Genomic DNA, 17,643 nt, shown 5'->3' on the forward strand with positions numbered 1-17,643 from the left:
CGCAATCCGGATCGCCGTCTACGGTGCCCGTTCACAGGTCGTGATCGGGGAATTGCGGGCAATCAGCGCAACAGCCGTTATCTACCTGCGTTTGCGGCGAATCCATCAGCCGGTTCACGGCGCGCATCGTTCGGGATTGATCTGGAAACCGACTTCAGCCGGTCCGCTTCGATGAAGCGTAGACCCGAATCCGGGGTTCCGAAAGGAGAGGATCCAAGGGGTGCGACAATGCGTCGCAAAGGGGCGGGAAACTGCCGCAGCGAGAAAGCTGCGGCAGTGGTGTACGCAATTGCTATTTGTTGCTGTCTTCAGTTATCAGTTTTTCTGTGTTCAATCCTCGGCTAAGGCTGTACACATAAGCGGCAAGCAATTGCACTTTATCGTTGCCCAGCAATTCGTTTTGCGCTGGCATATGCCCCTGACGACCATGGCGAATGGTCTGTTCCAGTTGGGTCAGGCTGGTGCCATAAATGAAGCCGGCCGGATGGGTCAGGTTTGGCGCGCCCATCGCCGCAGTGCCCTGCCCAGTGGCGCCATGACAGGCAACGCAAGTGGTGCTGAACGCTTGCTGCCCGGCTTGCAGATCCGCCTTGCTGTCGGCAGGTAGCGGCAGGCCGGCCAGTTCGTGGCGCACGTAGGCGGCAACGTTTTTCACCCCGGCCTCACCGAGCACTTCGCCCCAGGCCGGCATCGCCGCCATCCGCCCACCCATGATGGTGGTCTTGATCGTCTCGGCATCGCCGCCCCAGCGCCAGTCGCTGTCAGCAAGGTTAGGGAAGCCGAACGCGCCCTTGGCATCCGACCCGTGGCACACCGAGCAATTGGAGGCGAACAGACGACCGCCCATTTTCAGCGCCTGCGGATCCTTGGCCACTTCTTCCAGGGGCATGGCGGCGAATTTGGCGAAGATCGGACCGAACCGGGCGTCCGCCTTGTTCATTTCCTTTTCCCATTCGTGCACGCCGGTCCAGCCATCCTCGTAACCGGGCAGGATGCCTTTCCAGTTGCCCAGGCCCGGATACAGAACCAGATAGCCCACCGAGAACACCAGCGTGCCGGCGAACAGCATGAACCACCACTGCGGCAGCGGGTTGTCGTATTCCTCGATGCCGTCGAAGCTGTGGCCCATGGTCTGGTCGACGCTGCCCTTGGTCTCGCCCCGACGGGTGCCGATCAGCAGCCAGGTCAGGCCGATCAGGCTGCCAATGGTCAGTACGCAGATCCACGTACTCCAGAAGGTGGTCATGGCCGGGTACTCCTTGTTTCAGGGGCTGAAATTGTTTCGGATAGTGGCTCGTCGGCGAACGGCAGCAGGCGTGCTTCGGCGAATTCCGGGGTGCGCTTGCGGTTGAACACCCACAAGGTCAAACCGATGAAGGCGACGAACACCACGACCGTGCCGAGGCTGCGGATCAGGCCTGCACTCATTTCAATGACCATGGTTCACCTCTTGCTCTTGATCGCAGTGCCGAGCACTTGCAGATAGGAAACGAGGGCGTCCATTTCGGTCTTGCCCTTGAGGCTGGCGACCGCGCCGCTGATGTCGTCGTCGGTGTACGGCACGCCGAGGGTGCGCATGGTTTTCAGCTTGGTTTCGGTGTGGCTGCTGTCGACCGCTTGGGTGACCAGCCACGGATAGGCCGGCATCTTTGATTCCGGCACGACGTTGCGCGGGTTGTACAAGTGCGCGCGGTGCCAGTCATCCGAGTAGCGCGCGCCGACCCGTGCAAGGTCCGGACCGGTACGTTTCGAACCCCACAGGAACGGGTGATCCCAGACGCTTTCGCCGGCAACCGAGTAGTGCCCGTAGCGTTCGGTTTCGGCGCGGAACGGGCGGATCATCTGCGAGTGGCAACCGACGCAGCCTTCGCGGATGTAGATGTCGCGACCTTCCAGTTGCAGCGCGGTGTAGGGCTTCATGCCTTCCACCGGTTTGTTGGTGACGTCCTGGAAGAACAGCGGGACGATCTGGGTCAGGCCGCCGATGCTCACGGCGAACACCATCAGCAGCATCAGCAGGCCGACGTTCTTTTCAATCGTTTCGTGTTTCATGGCGGACTCCTCAGGCCATCTGCGCGGCAGCGACGACATCAGCAGGCTGCGAGGCCCGCACGGTGCGCCAGGTGTTGTAAGCCATCAGCAACATGCCGCTTAAGAAAATCGCCCCGCCGATCAGCCGCACGACAAAGCCCGGATGGCTGGCCACCAGGGTTTCGACGAAGGAATAGGTCAGCGTGCCGTCCTCGTTCACTGCGCGCCACATCAGGCCCTGGGCGATGCCGTTGACCCACATCGAGGCGATGTAGAGCACGGTGCCGATGGTCGCCAGCCAGAAGTGCGCATTGATCAGGCCGACGCTGTGCATCTGCGCCTTGCCGAAGATTTTCGGGATCATGTGGTACAGCGCGCCGATCGAGATCATCGCCACCCAGCCGAGGGCGCCGGCGTGAACGTGGCCGATGGTCCAGTCGGTGTAGTGGGAGAGGGCGTTTACCGTCTTGATGGCCATCATCGGGCCTTCGAAGGTCGACATGCCGTAGAACGCCAGCGACACCACGAGGAAGCGCAGGATCGGGTCGCTGCGCAACTTATGCCAGGCGCCAGAGAGAGTCATCATGCCGTTGATCATGCCGCCCCAGCTCGGTGCCAGCAGGATCAGCGACATCACCATGCCCAGCGATTGCGCCCAGTCCGGCAGCGCGGTGTAGTGCAGGTGGTGCGGGCCGGCCCAGATGTACAGGGTGATCAAGGCCCAGAAGTGCACGATCGACAGGCGATACGAATACACCGGACGCTCGGCCTGTTTCGGCACGAAGTAATACATCATGCCGAGGAAGCCGGCGGTGAGGAAAAAGCCCACAGCGTTGTGCCCGTACCACCACTGCACCATCGCGTCGGTTGCACCGGCGTACACCGAGTAGGACTTGGTGAAACTCACCGGCAACTCGAGGTTGTTGACGATGTGCAGAATCGCCACGGTGATGATGAACGCGCCGAAGAACCAGTTGCCCACGTAGATGTGCTTGGTCTTGCGCTGCATGATCGTGCCGAAGAACACGATCGCGTAGGCGACCCAGACGATGGTGATCAGGATGTCGATCGGCCATTCCAGTTCGGCGTATTCCTTGGAACTGGTGTAACCCAGCGGCAGGCTGATCGCCGCCAACAGGATCACCAGCTGCCAGCCCCAGAAGCAGAACGCGGCGATTTGCGGCGCGAACAATTGCGTCTGGCAGGTGCGTTGTACCGAATAGAAAGAGCTGGCGAACAGCGCGCAGCCACCGAAGGCGAAGATCACCGCGTTGGTGTGCAGCGGGCGCAGACGGCCGAAACTGGTCCAGGGCAAATTGAAGTTGAGTTCCGGCCAGACCAATTGCGCCGCGAGAAAAACCCCGAGGCCCATGCCGACGATGCCCCACACCACCGTCATAATGGCGAATTGGCGGACCACCTTGTAGTTGTAGGCGGTACTGATAGAAGTGTTCATGGTTCCCCATCCACGGTTCAGCCGAAGTGAGCGCGCAAACGGCGCGAATCCTTCGCCTGGAGTTATAGGCAGACTAAAAGCGAGGCAAGCATGGACAAACAGCACAAGGCCAGTATTGACGGGGATCAATGGGCGCAGTGTGTGCTCGATCATGGATGGTTGTGGGATGTCGCTGTTGGTGAGGCTTCGGCAACGCTGATTCTGGCGCACGGGGCGGGGGCGCCGATGGATAGCGAGTGGATGAACGACATGGCTGGGCGCCTTGCCGGGCTTGGGGTCAACGTGTTGCGGTTTGAGTTTCCGTATATGGCGCAGCGGCGGGTGGATGGGGTGAAGCGGCCGCCGAATCCTGCGCCGAAACTGTTGGATTGCTGGCGGGAGGTGTTTGCGGTTGTGCGGCGTCATGTCGCTGGGGTTTTGGCTGTTGGCGGCAAGTCGATGGGCGGGCGGATGGCGAGTCTGGTGGCGGATGAGTTGGGGGTGGATGCGTTAGTGTGTCTGGGGTATCCGTTTTATGCGGTGGGGAAGCCGGAGAAGCCTCGGGTTGAGCATTTGGCTGGTTTGAAGACGCGGACGTTGATTGTGCAGGGGGAGCGGGATGCGCTGGGGAATCGCGAGGCGGTTGAGGGGTATTCGTTAGCGCCGGGGATTGAGGTGTTTTGGTTGGTGGCGGGGGATCATGATTTGAAGCCGTTGAAGGTTTCTGGGTTTACGCATGAACAGCATTTGGCCAGCGCCGCGCAGAAAGTATCCGAGTTTCTCAAGGGTTAACCGAGATTCTGTTTTCCATGGAGATCGGCTCCCTTTCCCCCTCGACCCCTTGGGGGAGAGGGCTGGGGGGGGGTAGCTTTTGATCTTGCTCTTGGGGGCATATCCGTTGCTTCGGGAGCTGCGGCTGGCGGTTTCGCCTGACGGCGACTTACTTTTTTACAAGCGCCAAAAAAAGTAAGCAAAAAACGCTAGCTCCTACGTTCGGCCCTCGCAGGCTCGGGTCCCTTCGCTCCGGGACCGATCCGGGCGCAGCGGCTCCGGTTTGCTTCGCTGCACCTCCTTCCGCTGTGTCTGGCTGCGCCAGACGGTCGCTACGCTCCCACGCCCGGATCAATCCCTCCGCTCAGCCTTCCGACGTCGCCGGTGGATCAAGATCAAAAGCGGTACTCGAGCTTGCGCTCATTGTTGAGTGGGGCGGCTTCGCCGCGGGCAGCTGCGCTGCTTTGCTTTTCTGTGGGAGAGAGCTTGCTCGCGAAGGCGGCCTGACAGCCGACCTGATTCTTGTGGTTGTACCCAGTCCAACTGTAGGAGTGAGCCTGCTCGCGATGACGCCCTGACAACCGGCCATTATCCACCGGCCGGACTCAATGCCTGTGGGAGAGCACGCGAGCTAACGCTCATTGTTGAGTGGTGCGGCTTTACCGCGGGCAGCTGCGCTGTTTTGCTTTTCTGTGGGAGCGAGCTTGCTCGCGAAGGCGGCCTGACAGCCGACCACTATCTACCGGCCGGACTCAATCCCTGTGGGAGCTGGCTTGCCAGCGATGGCAGCCTCCAAGTCGACCAATCCCCCACTGATGTACCCGATCCAAATGTGGGAGCGAGCCTGCTCGCGAAAGCTCCCTTCCAGACGACATCAAGCCACCTGCCTGTCAGAGGCAATCCCTGCACTTAAACATCATCAAATAGCCACGTTTAAACTACACGATCCGTTACGCCATCCCGGCTACAACTCCTTGCGCCATTGCCTACGCCTACGCCAGAATCCGCCGGCTTACGCGCCATGAGGTTGGCTATATCGTTTCTCGGTCACTGACAAAAAGCAGTGATCGGGTTTGGTAGCCCGTCTGTAATGGCCGTATGTCTACGCCTTCAGACCGTCCTTTTTTTGGGGGCTCGGTTTATATGGTGGTCATGCGTGGGGCTCGTTAGCGGGCGCCGGGTTCCTATTGCAGCCGGTCTACCAACCCGCGTATGGCCGCCACCCTCGTTTGGTAGCGAAGGTGATGGCTCCTTGAATCTGCAATAGGAGTTTCATCATGTTCAAAGTCACCCCCAACCCGCCACCCTCCCACGACCGCGCACTCGACCCGCAAAAAATCCAGGAAGCCACCGACCGCGCCCTCGATTACTACCTCAAACCCGAAGATCTGGCCGCTCCACCAAGCTCTCCAAAATATCGCCCGATCTATGTCGTGGACCCCACGCTGGATGACGAAACCCTGTTGGTTGAGGCCTGCGAGTCGCTTTCATACGCGCATGCCATGGCCGGTAACATCGCCAACTCAATAGGCGGCCCGGAACGCAAACCACTGCTGGCGCTGCAACAGGTGATCATGCTCAATGAACTGTTGGTCAATCGACTGCTGGATAAGCTGAAGTTGCCTCAATAATTTCGTTGGCTGTAATGGCCTCTTCGCGAGCAGGCTCGCTCCCACAGAGGATTGGTGTCTGGCATCTAATCTGTGGTCACCGCAGATCCAGTGTAGGAGTGAGCCTGCTCGCGATGGCGGCTTGCCAAACACCAAAATTTCAGATCAAGAACAAAAAGCCCGGACAGCTTTCGCGGTCCGGGCTTCCAGGATCAAAAGATCGCAGCCTTCGGCGGCTCCTACAGTGACCGAGCAGGAGCTGCCGAAGGCGGCGATCTTTTTGATTTACCGGTAATGGGAAACCAGCCAGTGATCACAAATGTATCGAACACTTTCTGCCCATCACGTGCGGCTTGCCGAACATCAAGGAATGTCAGCTCATCTCGAACTTTCGGTTTAGCGGGTTTTCGGGCGGGGGTTGTATTCATGCTGGCCGGTATGCGTGACTGAGTAGCGACCGGCAAACGATAGAACCTAGCCTCAGCGAGCACCAGTCGGCTCGTTCTGGCGCAGTTGTAGGCAGTATCTGTTTTGCTTGAGTGAGATCGACGTCGGCATAGAAGGCCTCTTCGCGAGCAGGCTCGCTCCCACAGGGGATTGTCGTCGGACACAAACTGTGGTCCCAAGCAGTTCCAATATGTGAGCGAGCTTGCTCGAGAAAGCGGTCTGCCAAGTGCCATCACTTTCAGGCAAGCAACAAAAACCCGGAGGCTCTCGCTTTCCGGGTTTTTTTTTGTCGCCAGTTCAATCAGCGGTTAAACCGCGCCACCAACGAATACTGCGTGTTGGCCGTCTTCGTCAGCTCTTCACTCAACAACGCCGAGTTATGCGCTTGCTCGGACGTCTGATCCGCCAGTTCCGAGATATTGCTGATGTTACGGCTGATCTCTTCAGCCACGGCACTTTGCTCTTCGGTCGCGGCGGCGATCTGCGTTGTCATGTCGGTGATGTTGGCCACCGCTTCGCTGATGCCGACCAGTGCCTGATCCGCTTCCAGTACCCGCGCCACGCCTTCTTCAGCCTGGCGATGCCCGGCTTCCATGGTCTGCACGGCGCTGGAGGCAGTCTGTTGCAACTTGGCGATGAGGGCATGAATCTGCCCGGTGGATTCGCTGGTGCGTTGCGCCAGTTGACGGACTTCGTCAGCCACGACCGCAAAACCTCGGCCCATTTCGCCGGCACGCGCAGCCTCGATGGCGGCGTTGAGGGCGAGCAGGTTGGTCTGGTCGGCGATGCCTTTGATCACGTCGACCACGCCGCCGATTTCGTCGCTGTCCTTGGCCAGTTGCGTTACGGTCAGGCCGGTTTCGCCGACGACCACCGACAGGCGCTGAATCGCTTCGCGGGTTTCCCCGGCAATGTCGCGGCCGCGGCCGGTCAGGCGGTTGGCTTCCTGGGTGGCGTCAGCGGTGCGCTGTACGTGGCTGGCGACTTCCTGGGTGGTGGCGGCCATCTGGTTGACGGCGGTGGCGACCTGTTCGGTTTCCACGCGCTGGCGTTCCAGGCCGGTTGAGCTGTTGTGTGCCAGGGCGTCGGACTGCTTGGCCTGTTCCGTCAAGTGCTCGGCGGTGTCTTGCAGGCGGGTCAGGCAGGTTTTCAGGCGTGCTTCCTGGCTGAGAATCGACATTTCCAGACGCGCCTGGGCGCCACGGCTGTCGGTGTACATCTGCGCGATCAGCGGGTCGGAGGTGGTCTGTTCGGCCAGGCGCAGCAGGCGTTTGAGCCCGCGTTGCTGCCATTGCAGGCCCATCAGGCCCAGCGGCACCGACAGCGCTGCGGCGAGGGCAAAGCCCCACTGCGAGTTCAGCGTCGCGCCGATCATGAAGCTCAGCTGGCTGACCAGAATGAACGGCAGCCAGTCCTGCAGGAGCGGCAGCCATTTGTCCGTCGAAGGAATCGCCGACTTGCCCTGGTTGATGCGTTGGTAGAGCGCTTCGGCGCGGCGGATCTGTTCGGCGGTGGGCTTGACGCGCACCGACTCGTAACCGATCACCTGATTGCCTTCGAACACCGGTGTTACATAGGCGTTAACCCAATAGTGGTCACCGGATTTGCAGCGATTCTTGACGATGCCCATCCATGGCAAGCCTTGTTTCAGTGTGCCCCACATATGCGAGAACACCGCCGACGGCACGTCAGGGTGACGGACCAGATTGTGCGGCGCACGGATCAGTTCCTCTCGCGAAAACCCGCTGATCTCGACAAAGTGGTCGTTGCAGTAGGTGATCACGCCCTTGGCATCGGTGGTGGAAATCAACCGTTGCTGAGCTGGAAAGGTCCGCTCGCGTTGTGTAATGGGCTGGTTGTTACGCATGGTTTTTCAATCCGCAAGGCTTTGAATGGTTGTCGGCGCCGACAGGTTTTTATTGAAGTTTTTTTTCAGATTTAAGTACGCCGTCGCAAAACCGCGCTTGCGTCAACTGGCCAGCATCGGATAAGTGAACAGGCCGAAGTGCAGCAGGTTCAGGCCGAAATGGGTGGCGATCGCCGCGCCCAGTCCGCCGAAACGGTAAGCCAGACCATAGCCGACCCCGGCCAGTCCCGCCAGCAACACCCAGGTCCAGCCAGCGCCGGCATGCACCAGACCAAACAACAGCGAGGCCAACAGCAGCGCGAGGTTGTCGCCGTAGGGCAGGTGCTTGAAGCGACGGCTCAGCCCGCCCTGTATATAGCCGCGAAACAGCGCTTCCTCGACCAGCGTCACCAGCAGCAGATTGTTCAGCACCCACAGCCAGGCCTGATTCGGCCACTTCGGCGCCCAGGCGATTACGCCGAGCAACAATGCGCCGCCGAGGGCGAGAATCGCGCACAGCGTCAGGGCGAGGGCGGTGGCATAGACCGTCAGGCGCAACGAACGCCGCGCGACAATCCACGGACAAACCAGCAGCAACCAGAAGCCCACCAGCGGTTTGTCGAGATTGAGGTACATCGCGAACGGCACCGCGTTGTCAGTAAAACGTTGCGGATTGATTACCCGGCCGTTGGCGAAGCCCGGCAGCCAGTGCAGCGCCAGTGCCACGGCCAGAACGATGAACAGGCCATGGCCGAGCCAACGCGCGACCGGCACCTCTTGCTGACGCACGGCGAACGCGGCGAACAGCAAAAGCCCCACGGAGATCAACGCCAGCCAACCGAGCTGGCCGTAGCTCAGGGCCAATCCGTAACCGAGGCCGAGCAGCGCGAGATAGAGCCAGGGCAGCGCCTTCATCGAAAGTCCTTGTGCGAGATTTCTGGAAGGGGCTTTCTACACGGGCGAGGGAGGTGGGACAAGTGAAGGTGTGGCAGTCATGCCAGACACAAATCAAATGTGGGAGCGAGCCTGCTCGCGAAAGCGGTCTTCCAGATGACGTCACTGGCGACTGACACTCCGCCTTCGCGAGCAGGCTCGCTCCCACAGGTTTTGCATTCGGCTGGATATCAGCGCAGGCCCAGTTTGGCCGCCGCGCGCTCGGTAATTTCCGTACGCAGCTTCAACGAAGGCGCCGCGCGCAACCGCGCCTCATCGACCACCGCACTTGGCGCCACCTCCGGACTGCCGGCGTTGAACGGCGGTGCCGGGGCATATTCCAGTTGCAACTGCACCAGTTGCGCCGTATCGGCATCGACCAGTTCCGCCGCCAGCACCAAGGCGAAATCGATGCCAGCAGTGATCCCGCCGCCGGTAAACAGATTGCCGTCGCGTACCACCCGATCCTTCACCGCAACCGCGCCCAGGGTCGGCAGCAACTGGTGATACGCCCAATGCGTGGTCGCGCGCTTGCCCTGCAACAAACCCGCCGCGCCGAGCACCAGCGAGCCGGTGCACACCGAGGTCACATAACGTGCCTGCGCGGCCTGGCGCTTGATGAAATCCAGCGTCTGCTGATCTTCCATCAGCGGCCCGACGCCACTGCCGCCGGGCACGCAGATCACATCCAGATCCGGACAATCCTCGAAAGTAGTAGTCGGTTTCAGCAGCAGGCCGGTGCTGGACGTCACCGGCATCAGGTCCTTCCAGATCAGGTGCACCTGCACGCCGGGCAACGAGGCGAGTACGTCGTAAGGGCCGGTCAGGTCGAGTTGCTGAACCTGCGGGAATAACAGAAAACCGATCTGCAGCGGCATCGTTCTTGCTCCGTTGAAAGAAGTGGACGACTGCACTGTAGGCGCGTAGGTTCTGGCGCATACGCCAATCACCCCACGAATTACGCCAAATGCCTAAAGCCATTCACGTCCTCGCGTTCGCCAACATGCAGATTCTCGATGTTACCGGGCCGTTGCAGGTGTTCGCCTCGGCCAACGATCTGGCCCGCCAGCGTGGTTTGCCGACGCCCTATGCGCCGAGCGTGATCGCCAGCGGCGGCGGGGCGGTGATGTCGTCGGCGGGCCTGGCGGTGCTGGCCGAACCGTTGCCGCAAACGCCCAGCGACACCTTGATTATCGCCGGCGGCTGGGGCATTTATCCCGCCGCCGAAGACTCGCAACTGGTCGACTGGGTGCGCGAGCACGGCACTCATTGCCGGCGCGTGGCTTCGGTGTGCACCGGGGCCTTTCTGCTCGCCGCCAGCGGCTGGCTCGATGGCCGCCGCGTGGTCACCCACTGGACGCGCTGCGAGCAACTGGCCGCGCAACATCCGAATCTGCACGTGGAAGCCAATCCGATTTTCATCAACGACGGCCCGGTGTGGACCTCGGCCGGGGTCACGGCCGGCATCGATCTGGCGCTGGCCATGGTCGAAGAAGACCTCGGCCGCGACATCGCCCTCGACGTCGCCCGGCACCTGGTCGTCTTCCTGAAACGCCCGGGCGGGCAGTCGCAATTCAGCGTGACGCTGTCGCTGCAACAACAGGGGAATCGCTTCGATGAACTGCACGCCTGGATCGCCGAGAACCTGACCTGCGACCTCGGCATCCCGACCCTCGCCGAACAGGCCGGCATGAGCGAACGCAGTTTTATCCGCCACTACCGCGCCGACACCGGCCAGACCCCGGCGCGGGCGATCGAATTGATCCGCGTCGAAACCGCCCGCCGACTGCTCAGCGATACCGGTTTGCCGGTGAAACGCATCGCCGGCAATTGCGGCTTTGGCAGCGAAGAGACGCTGCGGCGCAGTTTTCTCCGTGCCATTGGCGTGACACCGCAGGCTTATCGGGAGCGGTTTTCGGTCAGTGTTGCAGCAGATCCAATGCCTTCAGGCGTTTTGGGTCCTATTGATGAAGATCGACCAATGACCTAAGGCTAGCCAAACAACACTTTTTGCCAATGGTCTTCACTGATGATTGCTATCGGTACGCCGCTGTCCCGAAGTTCGACGGCTTTTTTGATCTTGGTGCCGTAGGTACTGTGAAGCCATTGGTCATTACCGATGCTGCCTACCACCAGATAATGAATTTTTTTGCTGACGGCGCCACCAATCAGTCCTCCTCGCTCAGTCACGCGCAATTCGCATTCCTTGCGCGGCCCGTAAGCCATGACGCCGGTAAAAAGAAAGACGCGATCCGTCCAGCTCAAGGTTGGGAAAGGATTATCGAAGGGTAGGGCATTTGGCGCTGTAAAGGTTTGGATTGATCCTACGGGCAGCCCGGCAAACTGATGAAGCATTCCCAATAGCTCCACTGATTCATCCGAATCCAGCACGCCATCGCTGAGCATCTCGGCAAGGCGCTTGTAAAGGATGTTAACCACCGGATCGCTTAGATGAACCAGATGAGTTTCAATCCATGTCTTGAGAAATTCTGCTTCTTGCTGGTTGATCTTGCCGTCGGCGGCAAGTCCCGCTGCGACACCAACCAAGGCATCCGCAGAGCGACGATCAATACGCGCTTCGTGAAAGAAACCGCTGCTTTGAAACTCCTGATGTAAATCGACCATCTCTGCCTCTCCTTAAGCCTCAACTTCCGCGACCTGATTGAAATACTTCGTCCGATCCGGCGTAAACGTCACCTTCATCTTCGTCCGTGAGCACGTCAGCGCACGCTCCTGCGCCAGATCGATATCCAGATCTTCGCCACGCAGTCCCTGCCACTGCGCCAGATATTTCAGTGAGCCGTATTTCTCGTTTTTCTTCAGGCTGCGACTGACGCCACCCTTCCAGCCAAGCACCGGCAATTCGCCGGCCAGGCAGCGCCGGGCCAGTTCGGGAAAGCGTTCGGCGCGCTGGCGGCCGATTTCCCAGCATTTGATCAAGCCCTTGTCGGCGGCTTCCCAGAGCTGGGTGCGGCTCAGCCCGGTGCGAGGAGGGGAGTCGATGTTGCGCTGGACGTGGTGAGGCATTCCGCTTCCTTGAATTCGGGGGTGGTTGGACAGCTCCGCTGTGCCCGTTGCGTTGGATGGTAGGGGTGGATGTTTCGGCTGGCAACAAGGTATTTCGGCGTGTAAGCGTACGTTGCGCGAAGTGTTTCAACGTGACGTGAGTAGTTTTTGAGACGCGGTTTTTACACAGACTGTCGCCAGACGTAAACGGCGCACGGGTTCGACGACGGGGATGGGCCTGAGCCAGTTGTCTGGCATGCAGGCCCGTTGTGGAAACATACCTGTCGATCAGGGATCGGTCTGACAAGCGCTGGCGAAAAAACGGTCAGCGCTAGGGCTGCCAGGAGCTCTTTTCGCCACTCAATTTTCGATCGAGAAAACTCGCCGCACTGATCAACGCCAGATGCGTCAGCGCTTGCGGCGTGTTGCCCAGATGCCGGCCATGGCTGTCGAACTCTTCGGCGTACAGCCCAAGCGGATTGGCATATCGCAGCAATTGCTCGAACTCCAAGTGGGCTTTTTCCACCTGGCCGGCGCGGGCCAGGCATTCGACGTACCAGAACGAGCACGCGGCGAACGCGCCTTCGGTGCCGCTGAGGCCATCGATGTTGGCGTCTTCGTTGCGATAGCGATAGACCATGCCGTCGCGCACCAGGGTTTTTTCGATCGCTTCCAGAGTCGACAGCCAGCGCGGATCCTTGGCGCTGACGAAACGCACCAGCGGCATCAGCAGCATCGAGCCGTCCAGCGCGGTGCCGCCCTTGTACTGAACGAAATGCCCGCGTTCCTCATCCCAGAAGTTGTCCCAGATGTCGGTGTAGATCGCTTGCCGGGTCTGATCCCAACGGGCGAATGGCGCCGGCAGCGAGCGCTTGGAAGCCAGGCGGATCGCCCGGTCCAGCGCCACCCAGCACATCAGCCGCGAGTGCAGGAAATGATGAGTCTCGCCGCGCATCTCCCAGATGCCGACATCTTCGCTCTGCCAGGTCTCGCAGACCTGATCGACCACTTCGCCGACGTGCCGCCAGCCTTCGTGGGAAATGGCGTCGCCGTATTTGTTGACCAGATACACCGCATCCATCAGCTCGCCGAAGATATCCAGCTGGATCTGATCATAAGCGCCGTTGCCGATGCGCACCGGTTGCGCGCCGCCGTGACCGGACAGGTGCGTGAGTTCGGTTTCCGGCAATTCCTGCTGGCCGTCGATGGCATAGAGGATGTTGAGTTTCATAGGTTTGCCGCAGCAATCGCTGACCCGTCCGCGCAGCCATTGCATGTAGTGGTTGGCTTCATCGACAAAGCCCAGGCGCATGAACGCGTAAACCGTGAACGAAGCGTCGCGGATCCACGTGTAGCGGTAATCCCAATTGCGCTCGCCGCCGGGAGTTTCCGGCAGGCCGAAAGTGGCAGCGGCGAGGATTGCACCGTGGCGGCGTGAGGTCAGCAGTTTCAGGGCGAGGGCGGAGCGATTGACGATTTCCCGCCAGCGCCCGCGATAGTTGGATTGGCCGATCCAGCCACGCCAGTATTTGAGGGTGCGCTCCATGCACAATTCGGCAGCACCTTCGGCAAAACGCGGATCGTCGCTGCCGCCGAGCATGAATGCGGCGGTTTCATTGTGCTCGAGGGTGAATTGCGCGACGGCCGCTTGCGCGTCGATCTGCAGTGGCTGATCTGAAGCCAGGCGTATCGACGGCTGGCCAGCGGCGTGGAACGTCACGTACTTTGCGTCGATCTCTGCCCGGGTGTCGGCGCGACCATAGTCGTGGCGCACTGCGCAACGCAGGTTGAACGTTGCTGAGCCGCTGACTACGCGCACCCGGCGCATCAGCAGGGGCAGGGCGTCGACATCGTCACCGATGGGCAGCAGATCGGTGATTTCCACCACCGCGTGTTCGCTCAGCCAACGGGTCTGCAAGACGTTGGTGTCGGGCAGATAAATCTGTTCCCGGCGTGCATCCGGCAAGTCCGGCGCGAGCTGGAAAATCCCTGCTTCAGGGGTGTCGAGCAGCGAGCAGAAGATCGTCGGGCTGTCGAACTCCGGCCAGCAGAAAAAATCCACGCTGCCCTTGTCGTTGACCAGTGCGGCGCTGCGCATGTCGCCGATGATGCCGTGGGCACCGATGGGACTTTGTTGTTCCACTTCAGGCTCAGCCATTGCCGCGAAACTCCGGATAGAGGCTCATCCCGCCATCGATGAACAGGGTGGTGCCGACGATGTAATCGGACAGGTCGGAAGCGAGGAAAACCACTGCGTTGGCAACATCCTCGACATCGCCAATGCGTCCATAGGGAATCAACTCAAGAAGTTTTTCGCCGGCCGCGCCTTCAGTGGCTTCTGTGTTGATGGCCGTGCTGATCGCACCGGGCGCGATGCTGTTGATACGGATGCGCTGGTGGCTGACTTCCTGGGCGAGGCTCTGCATCAACTGATCGACGCCGCCCTTGGACGCCGCGTAATTGACATGCCCGGCCCATGGAATGCGCTGGTGCACCGAGCTCATGTGAATGATCTTGCCCGCCGCGCGCGAAACGCCTTCGCGCACGCCCTGACGCTGGAAAATCCGCAACGCCGCCCGTGCGCAGAGGAACTGCCCGGTGAGGTTGACGCCGATCACCGTGTTCCAGTCGTCGAGCGTCATGTCCACGGCGGCAGCGTCTTTTTGCAGGCCGGAATTGGCCACCAGAATGTCCAGCGAGCCGAAGGCTTCGACGGTCTCGGCGAACAGCCGCTCGACATCTTCTTCTTTCGAAACATCCGCGCCGATGGCGAGGGCCTTACCGCCTTCGGCGTTGATTTGCGCGGCCAGTTCTTCGGCGGGTTCGGCGCTGCTGTTGTAGTTGATCACGACCGCAGCGCCGGCCGCAGCGAGTGCTTTGGCGGCGGCATGGCCGATGCCGGAGCTGGCGCCAGTGACCAGCGCCACCTGATGAGCGAGGGAAATCTGCATGACGATTCGCGCCTTGGTTCCAGAGACTTAAGTAGCTGACTGATGGCCTGTGGCGAGAGTTCATCTGCAACCATGAAAAGTTGGCAGCTTCAGACCTGATAGCGGCCACTGCTGCGGTGCCATTCGACGTTGCCGGCCAGCCAGCTCTTGATTCCGCGCAGATAGCGTTTGAGCAGCAGGGAGGCGTGCGGTAATACCGCCCGTTCTGCCGCCTCATACAGATGCATGATGTCATCGTGAACGGCAGCACTTTGCGCCATGGCCTGCGCGGGGGAGCAGCCCTGTTCTTGGATCAGCAACAAAGGCAGGTTGAAATCGCCGATACCGGCCTGCTGTTCCTTCAGCGCGGAAAACAGATCATTGGCAATGATCGTGGCGCTGGCGGCCAGCGCCGTGACGCGCCGCACCTCAGGTGCGCTGTATTCGTTGGCGGGCAATTCATACCCGCCGATGATGTCGATCAGCGACAGGCACGGCAGAAAACTGTTGACCTGACGCTGAGCCAGATATTCCCAAAGCGCGGGCGTGAGCCCTTCGATACGCCAGGCCGCTTCGGCGGTCATGGTGACGAACATGGCAATGATTTCATGGCGAACGCGGGCAACCTGCGCCGCGGTCGCGAAAGTCTCGACCCGCCTCAGATAGGCACGCAGCGCGACCAGCACCGGATCGCTGTTCAAGGCCTGCTCAAGCCCCGGGCGGAACCGTGCGCTCAGGTAAACCGGTTCCAGCGCCGCCAGCGCCAGGGAAAGGCGCGGCCCGACCATTCTGGGTTCGGACCCGGTTCGCTCATCGTCGCAGTAGTAGTCGTCCACGGCGAACAATGCGGCGAAACATTGCGCCGCGAGCAACAGCCGATCGGGCTCATCGGTGTCGGTATGACACAGCATGGCGAAGCGACCGAAACCCATGGCGCGGACTTTGTCTTGCCGACCCGGGAAAATCCCCACCTGCTCGATCCACGGCATCAGCCGATCATCCACCTCGTCTGCCAGCGCGGCGTTGTCGCGAAAGGGCGCCAAGCCATACAGGGCGGGGACGGCCCAGGGCACTTTGTCCGCTTCGGGTGAGACGAACATTGACGATTCGTCCATGGCGAGGCTCCTGAGTGCGTTTGCAGGGTTCACGGTGACACATGAAGATCCAAGGCCTCATCAAAGCGCAAAAGGCAAGGGACCACACCTGTCAGGTCTGACAGGTCAGCGTGGGTTTTCGACCAGTGGTCATCGTCGTTCAGCGCTGGAAAGATCAGTGGCCTTCACAGACCGCTAACAATTGCGCGCTTCCACGGCATTCAAGGCTATGGCAACTTGGCCGCCCCTGATGAGGCTGCAATCGATGGCAAATCCCTACCGCGAATTGTTCACCGCCCCCGGTGCCCGTGCGTTTGTACTGGCCGGGATGCTGGCGCGCATGCCGATTTCCATGACCGGCATCGGCCTGATCACCATGCTTGCGCAGTTGAACGGCGGTTATGCGCTGGCGGGTGCGGTGGCGGCGACGTTTGCCTTGGCCACGGCGTTTTGCGCGCCGCAGGTATCGCGGCTGGTGGACCGTTATGGGCAGGGGCGGGTGCTGCCAATCGCAGCGCTGACCGGTGGCGGCGGGTTATTGATGTTGTTGCTGTGCACGCGTTTGCAGGCGCCGGACTGGACGTTGTTCGTCTTCGCCGCGCTGGCCGGGTGCATGCCGAGCATGTCGGCGATGGTGCGGGCGCGCTGGACCGAAATCTACCGTGGCCAGCCGCAATTGCAGACGGCGTATGCGCTGGAGTCGGTGCTCGACGAAGTGTGTTTTATCGTCGGGCCACCGCTGTCGGTGGGCTTGTCGGTTGCGGTGTTTCCCGAGGCCGGGCCGCTGGCGGCGCTGTTGGCTCTGGCCATTGGCGTGACGGCGTTTGTCGCCCAGCGCAGCACCGAGCCGCCCGTGCACGTGCAGGAGTCGCAGCATCAGGGCTCGATCATTCGCTCGACCGACGTGCAATGGCTGCTGGCGTTGATGCTGGCGATGGGCGTGATCGTCGGAGTCATTGATGTGGTCAGCGTCGCTTTCGCTCAACATCAGGGCCAGCCGGCAGCGGCGAGTATTGTTTTGTCGGTGTACGCGATCGGCTCATGCCTGGCCGGCATCGCCTTCGGTGCGATGCGTTCGAAACTGCCATTGCCGCGCCTGTTTCTCTACGGCGGCGTGGCGACGGCGGTGACCACGCTGCCGCTGCTTTTGGCGAGCAACATCCTTGGCTTGTCGATCGCGGTATTTATCGCCGGGCTGTTCTTTTCACCGACGCTGATTGTGGCGATGGCGTTGATCGAACGCATCGTGCCACCTGCAAAACTCACCGAAGGCCTGACCTGGCTGGTGACCGGACTGAGCATCGGCGTGGCGATCGGCGCCGCCGGTTCCGGCGCGCTGGTGGATGCGTTTGGCGCACGCAGCGGATTCTGGCTGGCGATTGCGGCGGGGGCGGTGGTGCTGGTTTCAGCGTTTCAAAGTTTCCGTCACTTGAAATGAAATTCCACTGTGGGAGCGAGCCTGCTCGCGAAGGCGGTGTGTCAGTAAATATCTTCATACCTGATACAACGCATTCGCGAGCAGGCTCGCTCCCACAGTTAT

The 17,643-nt window shown here is 60.8% G+C and carries 16 protein-coding genes; 4 read left to right on the forward strand and 12 right to left on the reverse strand.

What is annotated here, in order from left to right:
• Window positions 1-292: 292 nt before the first annotated feature.
• Genes ccoP through ccoN form a run of 4 tightly spaced genes read right to left on the reverse strand, consistent with a single transcriptional unit; the run spans window position 293 to window position 3,487 of the window.
• A complete protein-coding gene (ccoP, locus tag V8J63_RS06970; protein ID WP_217879671.1) occupies window positions 293-1,246 on the reverse strand; it encodes a cytochrome-c oxidase, cbb3-type subunit III in 954 nt (317 codons plus the stop codon).
• Complete coding sequence (locus V8J63_RS06975) at window positions 1,243-1,440, reverse strand: cbb3-type cytochrome oxidase subunit 3 (protein ID WP_336463811.1); 198 nt, start codon at window positions 1,438-1,440, stop codon at window positions 1,243-1,245. The genes ccoP and V8J63_RS06975 overlap by 4 nt, the downstream gene beginning before the upstream one ends.
• A gap of 3 nt (window positions 1,441-1,443) precedes the next feature.
• Window positions 1,444-2,052: a cytochrome-c oxidase, cbb3-type subunit II gene (gene ccoO / locus V8J63_RS06980; protein WP_003223389.1), complete on the reverse strand. Its 609-nt coding sequence runs from the start codon at window positions 2,050-2,052 to the stop codon at window positions 1,444-1,446.
• Between the two features lie 10 nt (window positions 2,053-2,062).
• Window positions 2,063-3,487, reverse strand: a complete 1,425-nt coding sequence (ccoN, locus tag V8J63_RS06985; RefSeq protein WP_024012337.1) for a cytochrome-c oxidase, cbb3-type subunit I — start codon at window positions 3,485-3,487, stop codon at window positions 2,063-2,065.
• A gap of 90 nt (window positions 3,488-3,577) precedes the next feature.
• Between ccoN and V8J63_RS06990 the strand changes: the two genes are divergently transcribed.
• Window positions 3,578-4,258, forward strand: coding sequence for an alpha/beta family hydrolase (locus V8J63_RS06990; RefSeq protein WP_336463812.1), 681 nt, complete (start codon window positions 3,578-3,580; stop codon window positions 4,256-4,258).
• Between the two features lie 1,256 nt (window positions 4,259-5,514).
• Complete coding sequence (locus tag V8J63_RS06995) at window positions 5,515-5,868, forward strand: DUF6124 family protein (protein WP_016773880.1); 354 nt, start codon at window positions 5,515-5,517, stop codon at window positions 5,866-5,868.
• A 727-nt stretch (window positions 5,869-6,595) separates the two neighbouring features.
• Here the strand turns inward: V8J63_RS06995 and V8J63_RS07000 are convergent.
• The 3 genes from V8J63_RS07000 to inhA all read right to left on the reverse strand — a co-directional run bounded on the left by V8J63_RS07000 (window position 6,596) and on the right by inhA (window position 9,951).
• Window positions 6,596-8,161 (reverse strand): methyl-accepting chemotaxis protein, encoded by a 1,566-nt coding sequence (locus tag V8J63_RS07000; protein WP_336463813.1) that lies wholly within the window; start codon window positions 8,159-8,161, stop codon window positions 6,596-6,598.
• A 102-nt stretch (window positions 8,162-8,263) separates the two neighbouring features.
• Window positions 8,264-9,055 carry a CPBP family intramembrane glutamic endopeptidase gene (locus tag V8J63_RS07005; RefSeq protein WP_336463814.1) on the reverse strand — a complete coding sequence of 264 codons (792 nt, stop codon included), beginning with the start codon at window positions 9,053-9,055 and terminating at the stop codon, window positions 8,264-8,266.
• 209 nt (window positions 9,056-9,264) lie between these two features.
• A complete protein-coding gene (gene inhA, locus V8J63_RS07010; protein WP_186565717.1) occupies window positions 9,265-9,951 on the reverse strand; it encodes an isonitrile hydratase in 687 nt (228 codons plus the stop codon).
• A gap of 89 nt (window positions 9,952-10,040) precedes the next feature.
• Here inhA and V8J63_RS07015 point away from each other — a divergent pair, with 89 nt between their 5' ends.
• Window positions 10,041-11,063, forward strand: coding sequence for a GlxA family transcriptional regulator (locus V8J63_RS07015; protein WP_336463815.1), 1,023 nt, complete (start codon window positions 10,041-10,043; stop codon window positions 11,061-11,063).
• Between the two features lie 2 nt (window positions 11,064-11,065).
• Here V8J63_RS07015 and V8J63_RS07020 read toward each other — a convergent pair whose 3' ends face one another.
• From V8J63_RS07020 to V8J63_RS07040, 5 genes are all read right to left on the reverse strand, one after another.
• Window positions 11,066-11,698 (reverse strand): BRCT domain-containing protein, encoded by a 633-nt coding sequence (locus V8J63_RS07020; protein ID WP_130927413.1) that lies wholly within the window; start codon window positions 11,696-11,698, stop codon window positions 11,066-11,068.
• A 12-nt stretch (window positions 11,699-11,710) separates the two neighbouring features.
• On the reverse strand, window positions 11,711-12,100 hold the full coding sequence (locus V8J63_RS07025; protein WP_336463816.1) for a hypothetical protein: 390 nt from the start codon (window positions 12,098-12,100) through the stop codon (window positions 11,711-11,713).
• A 310-nt stretch (window positions 12,101-12,410) separates the two neighbouring features.
• Window positions 12,411-14,237, reverse strand: a complete 1,827-nt coding sequence (locus V8J63_RS07030; RefSeq protein ID WP_130927411.1) for a glycoside hydrolase family 15 protein — start codon at window positions 14,235-14,237, stop codon at window positions 12,411-12,413.
• Window positions 14,230-15,030, reverse strand: a complete 801-nt coding sequence (locus V8J63_RS07035; RefSeq protein WP_125918444.1) for a glucose 1-dehydrogenase — start codon at window positions 15,028-15,030, stop codon at window positions 14,230-14,232. The genes V8J63_RS07030 and V8J63_RS07035 overlap by 8 nt, the downstream gene beginning before the upstream one ends.
• Window positions 15,031-15,119: 89 nt before the next feature.
• Window positions 15,120-16,124 carry a family 2 encapsulin nanocompartment cargo protein terpene cyclase gene (locus V8J63_RS07040; RefSeq protein ID WP_130927410.1) on the reverse strand — a complete coding sequence of 335 codons (1,005 nt, stop codon included), beginning with the start codon at window positions 16,122-16,124 and terminating at the stop codon, window positions 15,120-15,122.
• Between the two features lie 244 nt (window positions 16,125-16,368).
• On the opposite strand from V8J63_RS07040, the gene V8J63_RS07045 reads away from it, so the two are divergent.
• Window positions 16,369-17,541, forward strand: a complete 1,173-nt coding sequence (locus tag V8J63_RS07045) for an MFS transporter (RefSeq protein WP_281892087.1) — start codon at window positions 16,369-16,371, stop codon at window positions 17,539-17,541.
• The last annotated feature ends 102 nt before the right edge of the window (window positions 17,542-17,643 follow it).

The organism is Pseudomonas sp. CCNWLW23 (genome assembly GCF_037095675.1).
Lineage (GTDB): Bacteria > Pseudomonadota > Gammaproteobacteria > Pseudomonadales > Pseudomonadaceae > Aquipseudomonas > Aquipseudomonas atacamensis.

Excerpts from the sequence above, each read along its gene's own strand:
- ccoP (WP_217879671.1), bottom strand. The coding sequence starts at position 1,246 with ATGACCACCTTCTGGAGTACGTGGATCTGCGTACTGACCATTGGCAGC.
- V8J63_RS06975 (WP_336463811.1), bottom strand. The coding sequence starts at position 1,440 with ATGGTCATTGAAATGAGTGCAGGCCTGATCCGCAGCCTCGGCACGGTC.
- ccoO (WP_003223389.1), bottom strand. The coding sequence starts at position 2,052 with ATGAAACACGAAACGATTGAAAAGAACGTCGGCCTGCTGATGCTGCTG.
- ccoN (WP_024012337.1), bottom strand. The coding sequence starts at position 3,487 with ATGAACACTTCTATCAGTACCGCCTACAACTACAAGGTGGTCCGCCAA.
- V8J63_RS06990 (WP_336463812.1), top strand. The coding sequence starts at position 3,578 with ATGGACAAACAGCACAAGGCCAGTATTGACGGGGATCAATGGGCGCAG.
- V8J63_RS06995 (WP_016773880.1), top strand. The coding sequence starts at position 5,515 with ATGTTCAAAGTCACCCCCAACCCGCCACCCTCCCACGACCGCGCACTC.
- V8J63_RS07000 (WP_336463813.1), bottom strand. The coding sequence starts at position 8,161 with ATGCGTAACAACCAGCCCATTACACAACGCGAGCGGACCTTTCCAGCT.
- V8J63_RS07005 (WP_336463814.1), bottom strand. The coding sequence starts at position 9,055 with ATGAAGGCGCTGCCCTGGCTCTATCTCGCGCTGCTCGGCCTCGGTTAC.
- inhA (WP_186565717.1), bottom strand. The coding sequence starts at position 9,951 with ATGCCGCTGCAGATCGGTTTTCTGTTATTCCCGCAGGTTCAGCAACTC.
- V8J63_RS07015 (WP_336463815.1), top strand. The coding sequence starts at position 10,041 with ATGCCTAAAGCCATTCACGTCCTCGCGTTCGCCAACATGCAGATTCTC.
- V8J63_RS07020 (WP_130927413.1), bottom strand. The coding sequence starts at position 11,698 with ATGGTCGATTTACATCAGGAGTTTCAAAGCAGCGGTTTCTTTCACGAA.
- V8J63_RS07025 (WP_336463816.1), bottom strand. The coding sequence starts at position 12,100 with ATGCCTCACCACGTCCAGCGCAACATCGACTCCCCTCCTCGCACCGGG.
- V8J63_RS07030 (WP_130927411.1), bottom strand. The coding sequence starts at position 14,237 with ATGGCTGAGCCTGAAGTGGAACAACAAAGTCCCATCGGTGCCCACGGC.
- V8J63_RS07035 (WP_125918444.1), bottom strand. The coding sequence starts at position 15,030 with ATGCAGATTTCCCTCGCTCATCAGGTGGCGCTGGTCACTGGCGCCAGC.
- V8J63_RS07040 (WP_130927410.1), bottom strand. The coding sequence starts at position 16,124 with ATGGACGAATCGTCAATGTTCGTCTCACCCGAAGCGGACAAAGTGCCC.
- V8J63_RS07045 (WP_281892087.1), top strand. The coding sequence starts at position 16,369 with ATGGCAAATCCCTACCGCGAATTGTTCACCGCCCCCGGTGCCCGTGCG.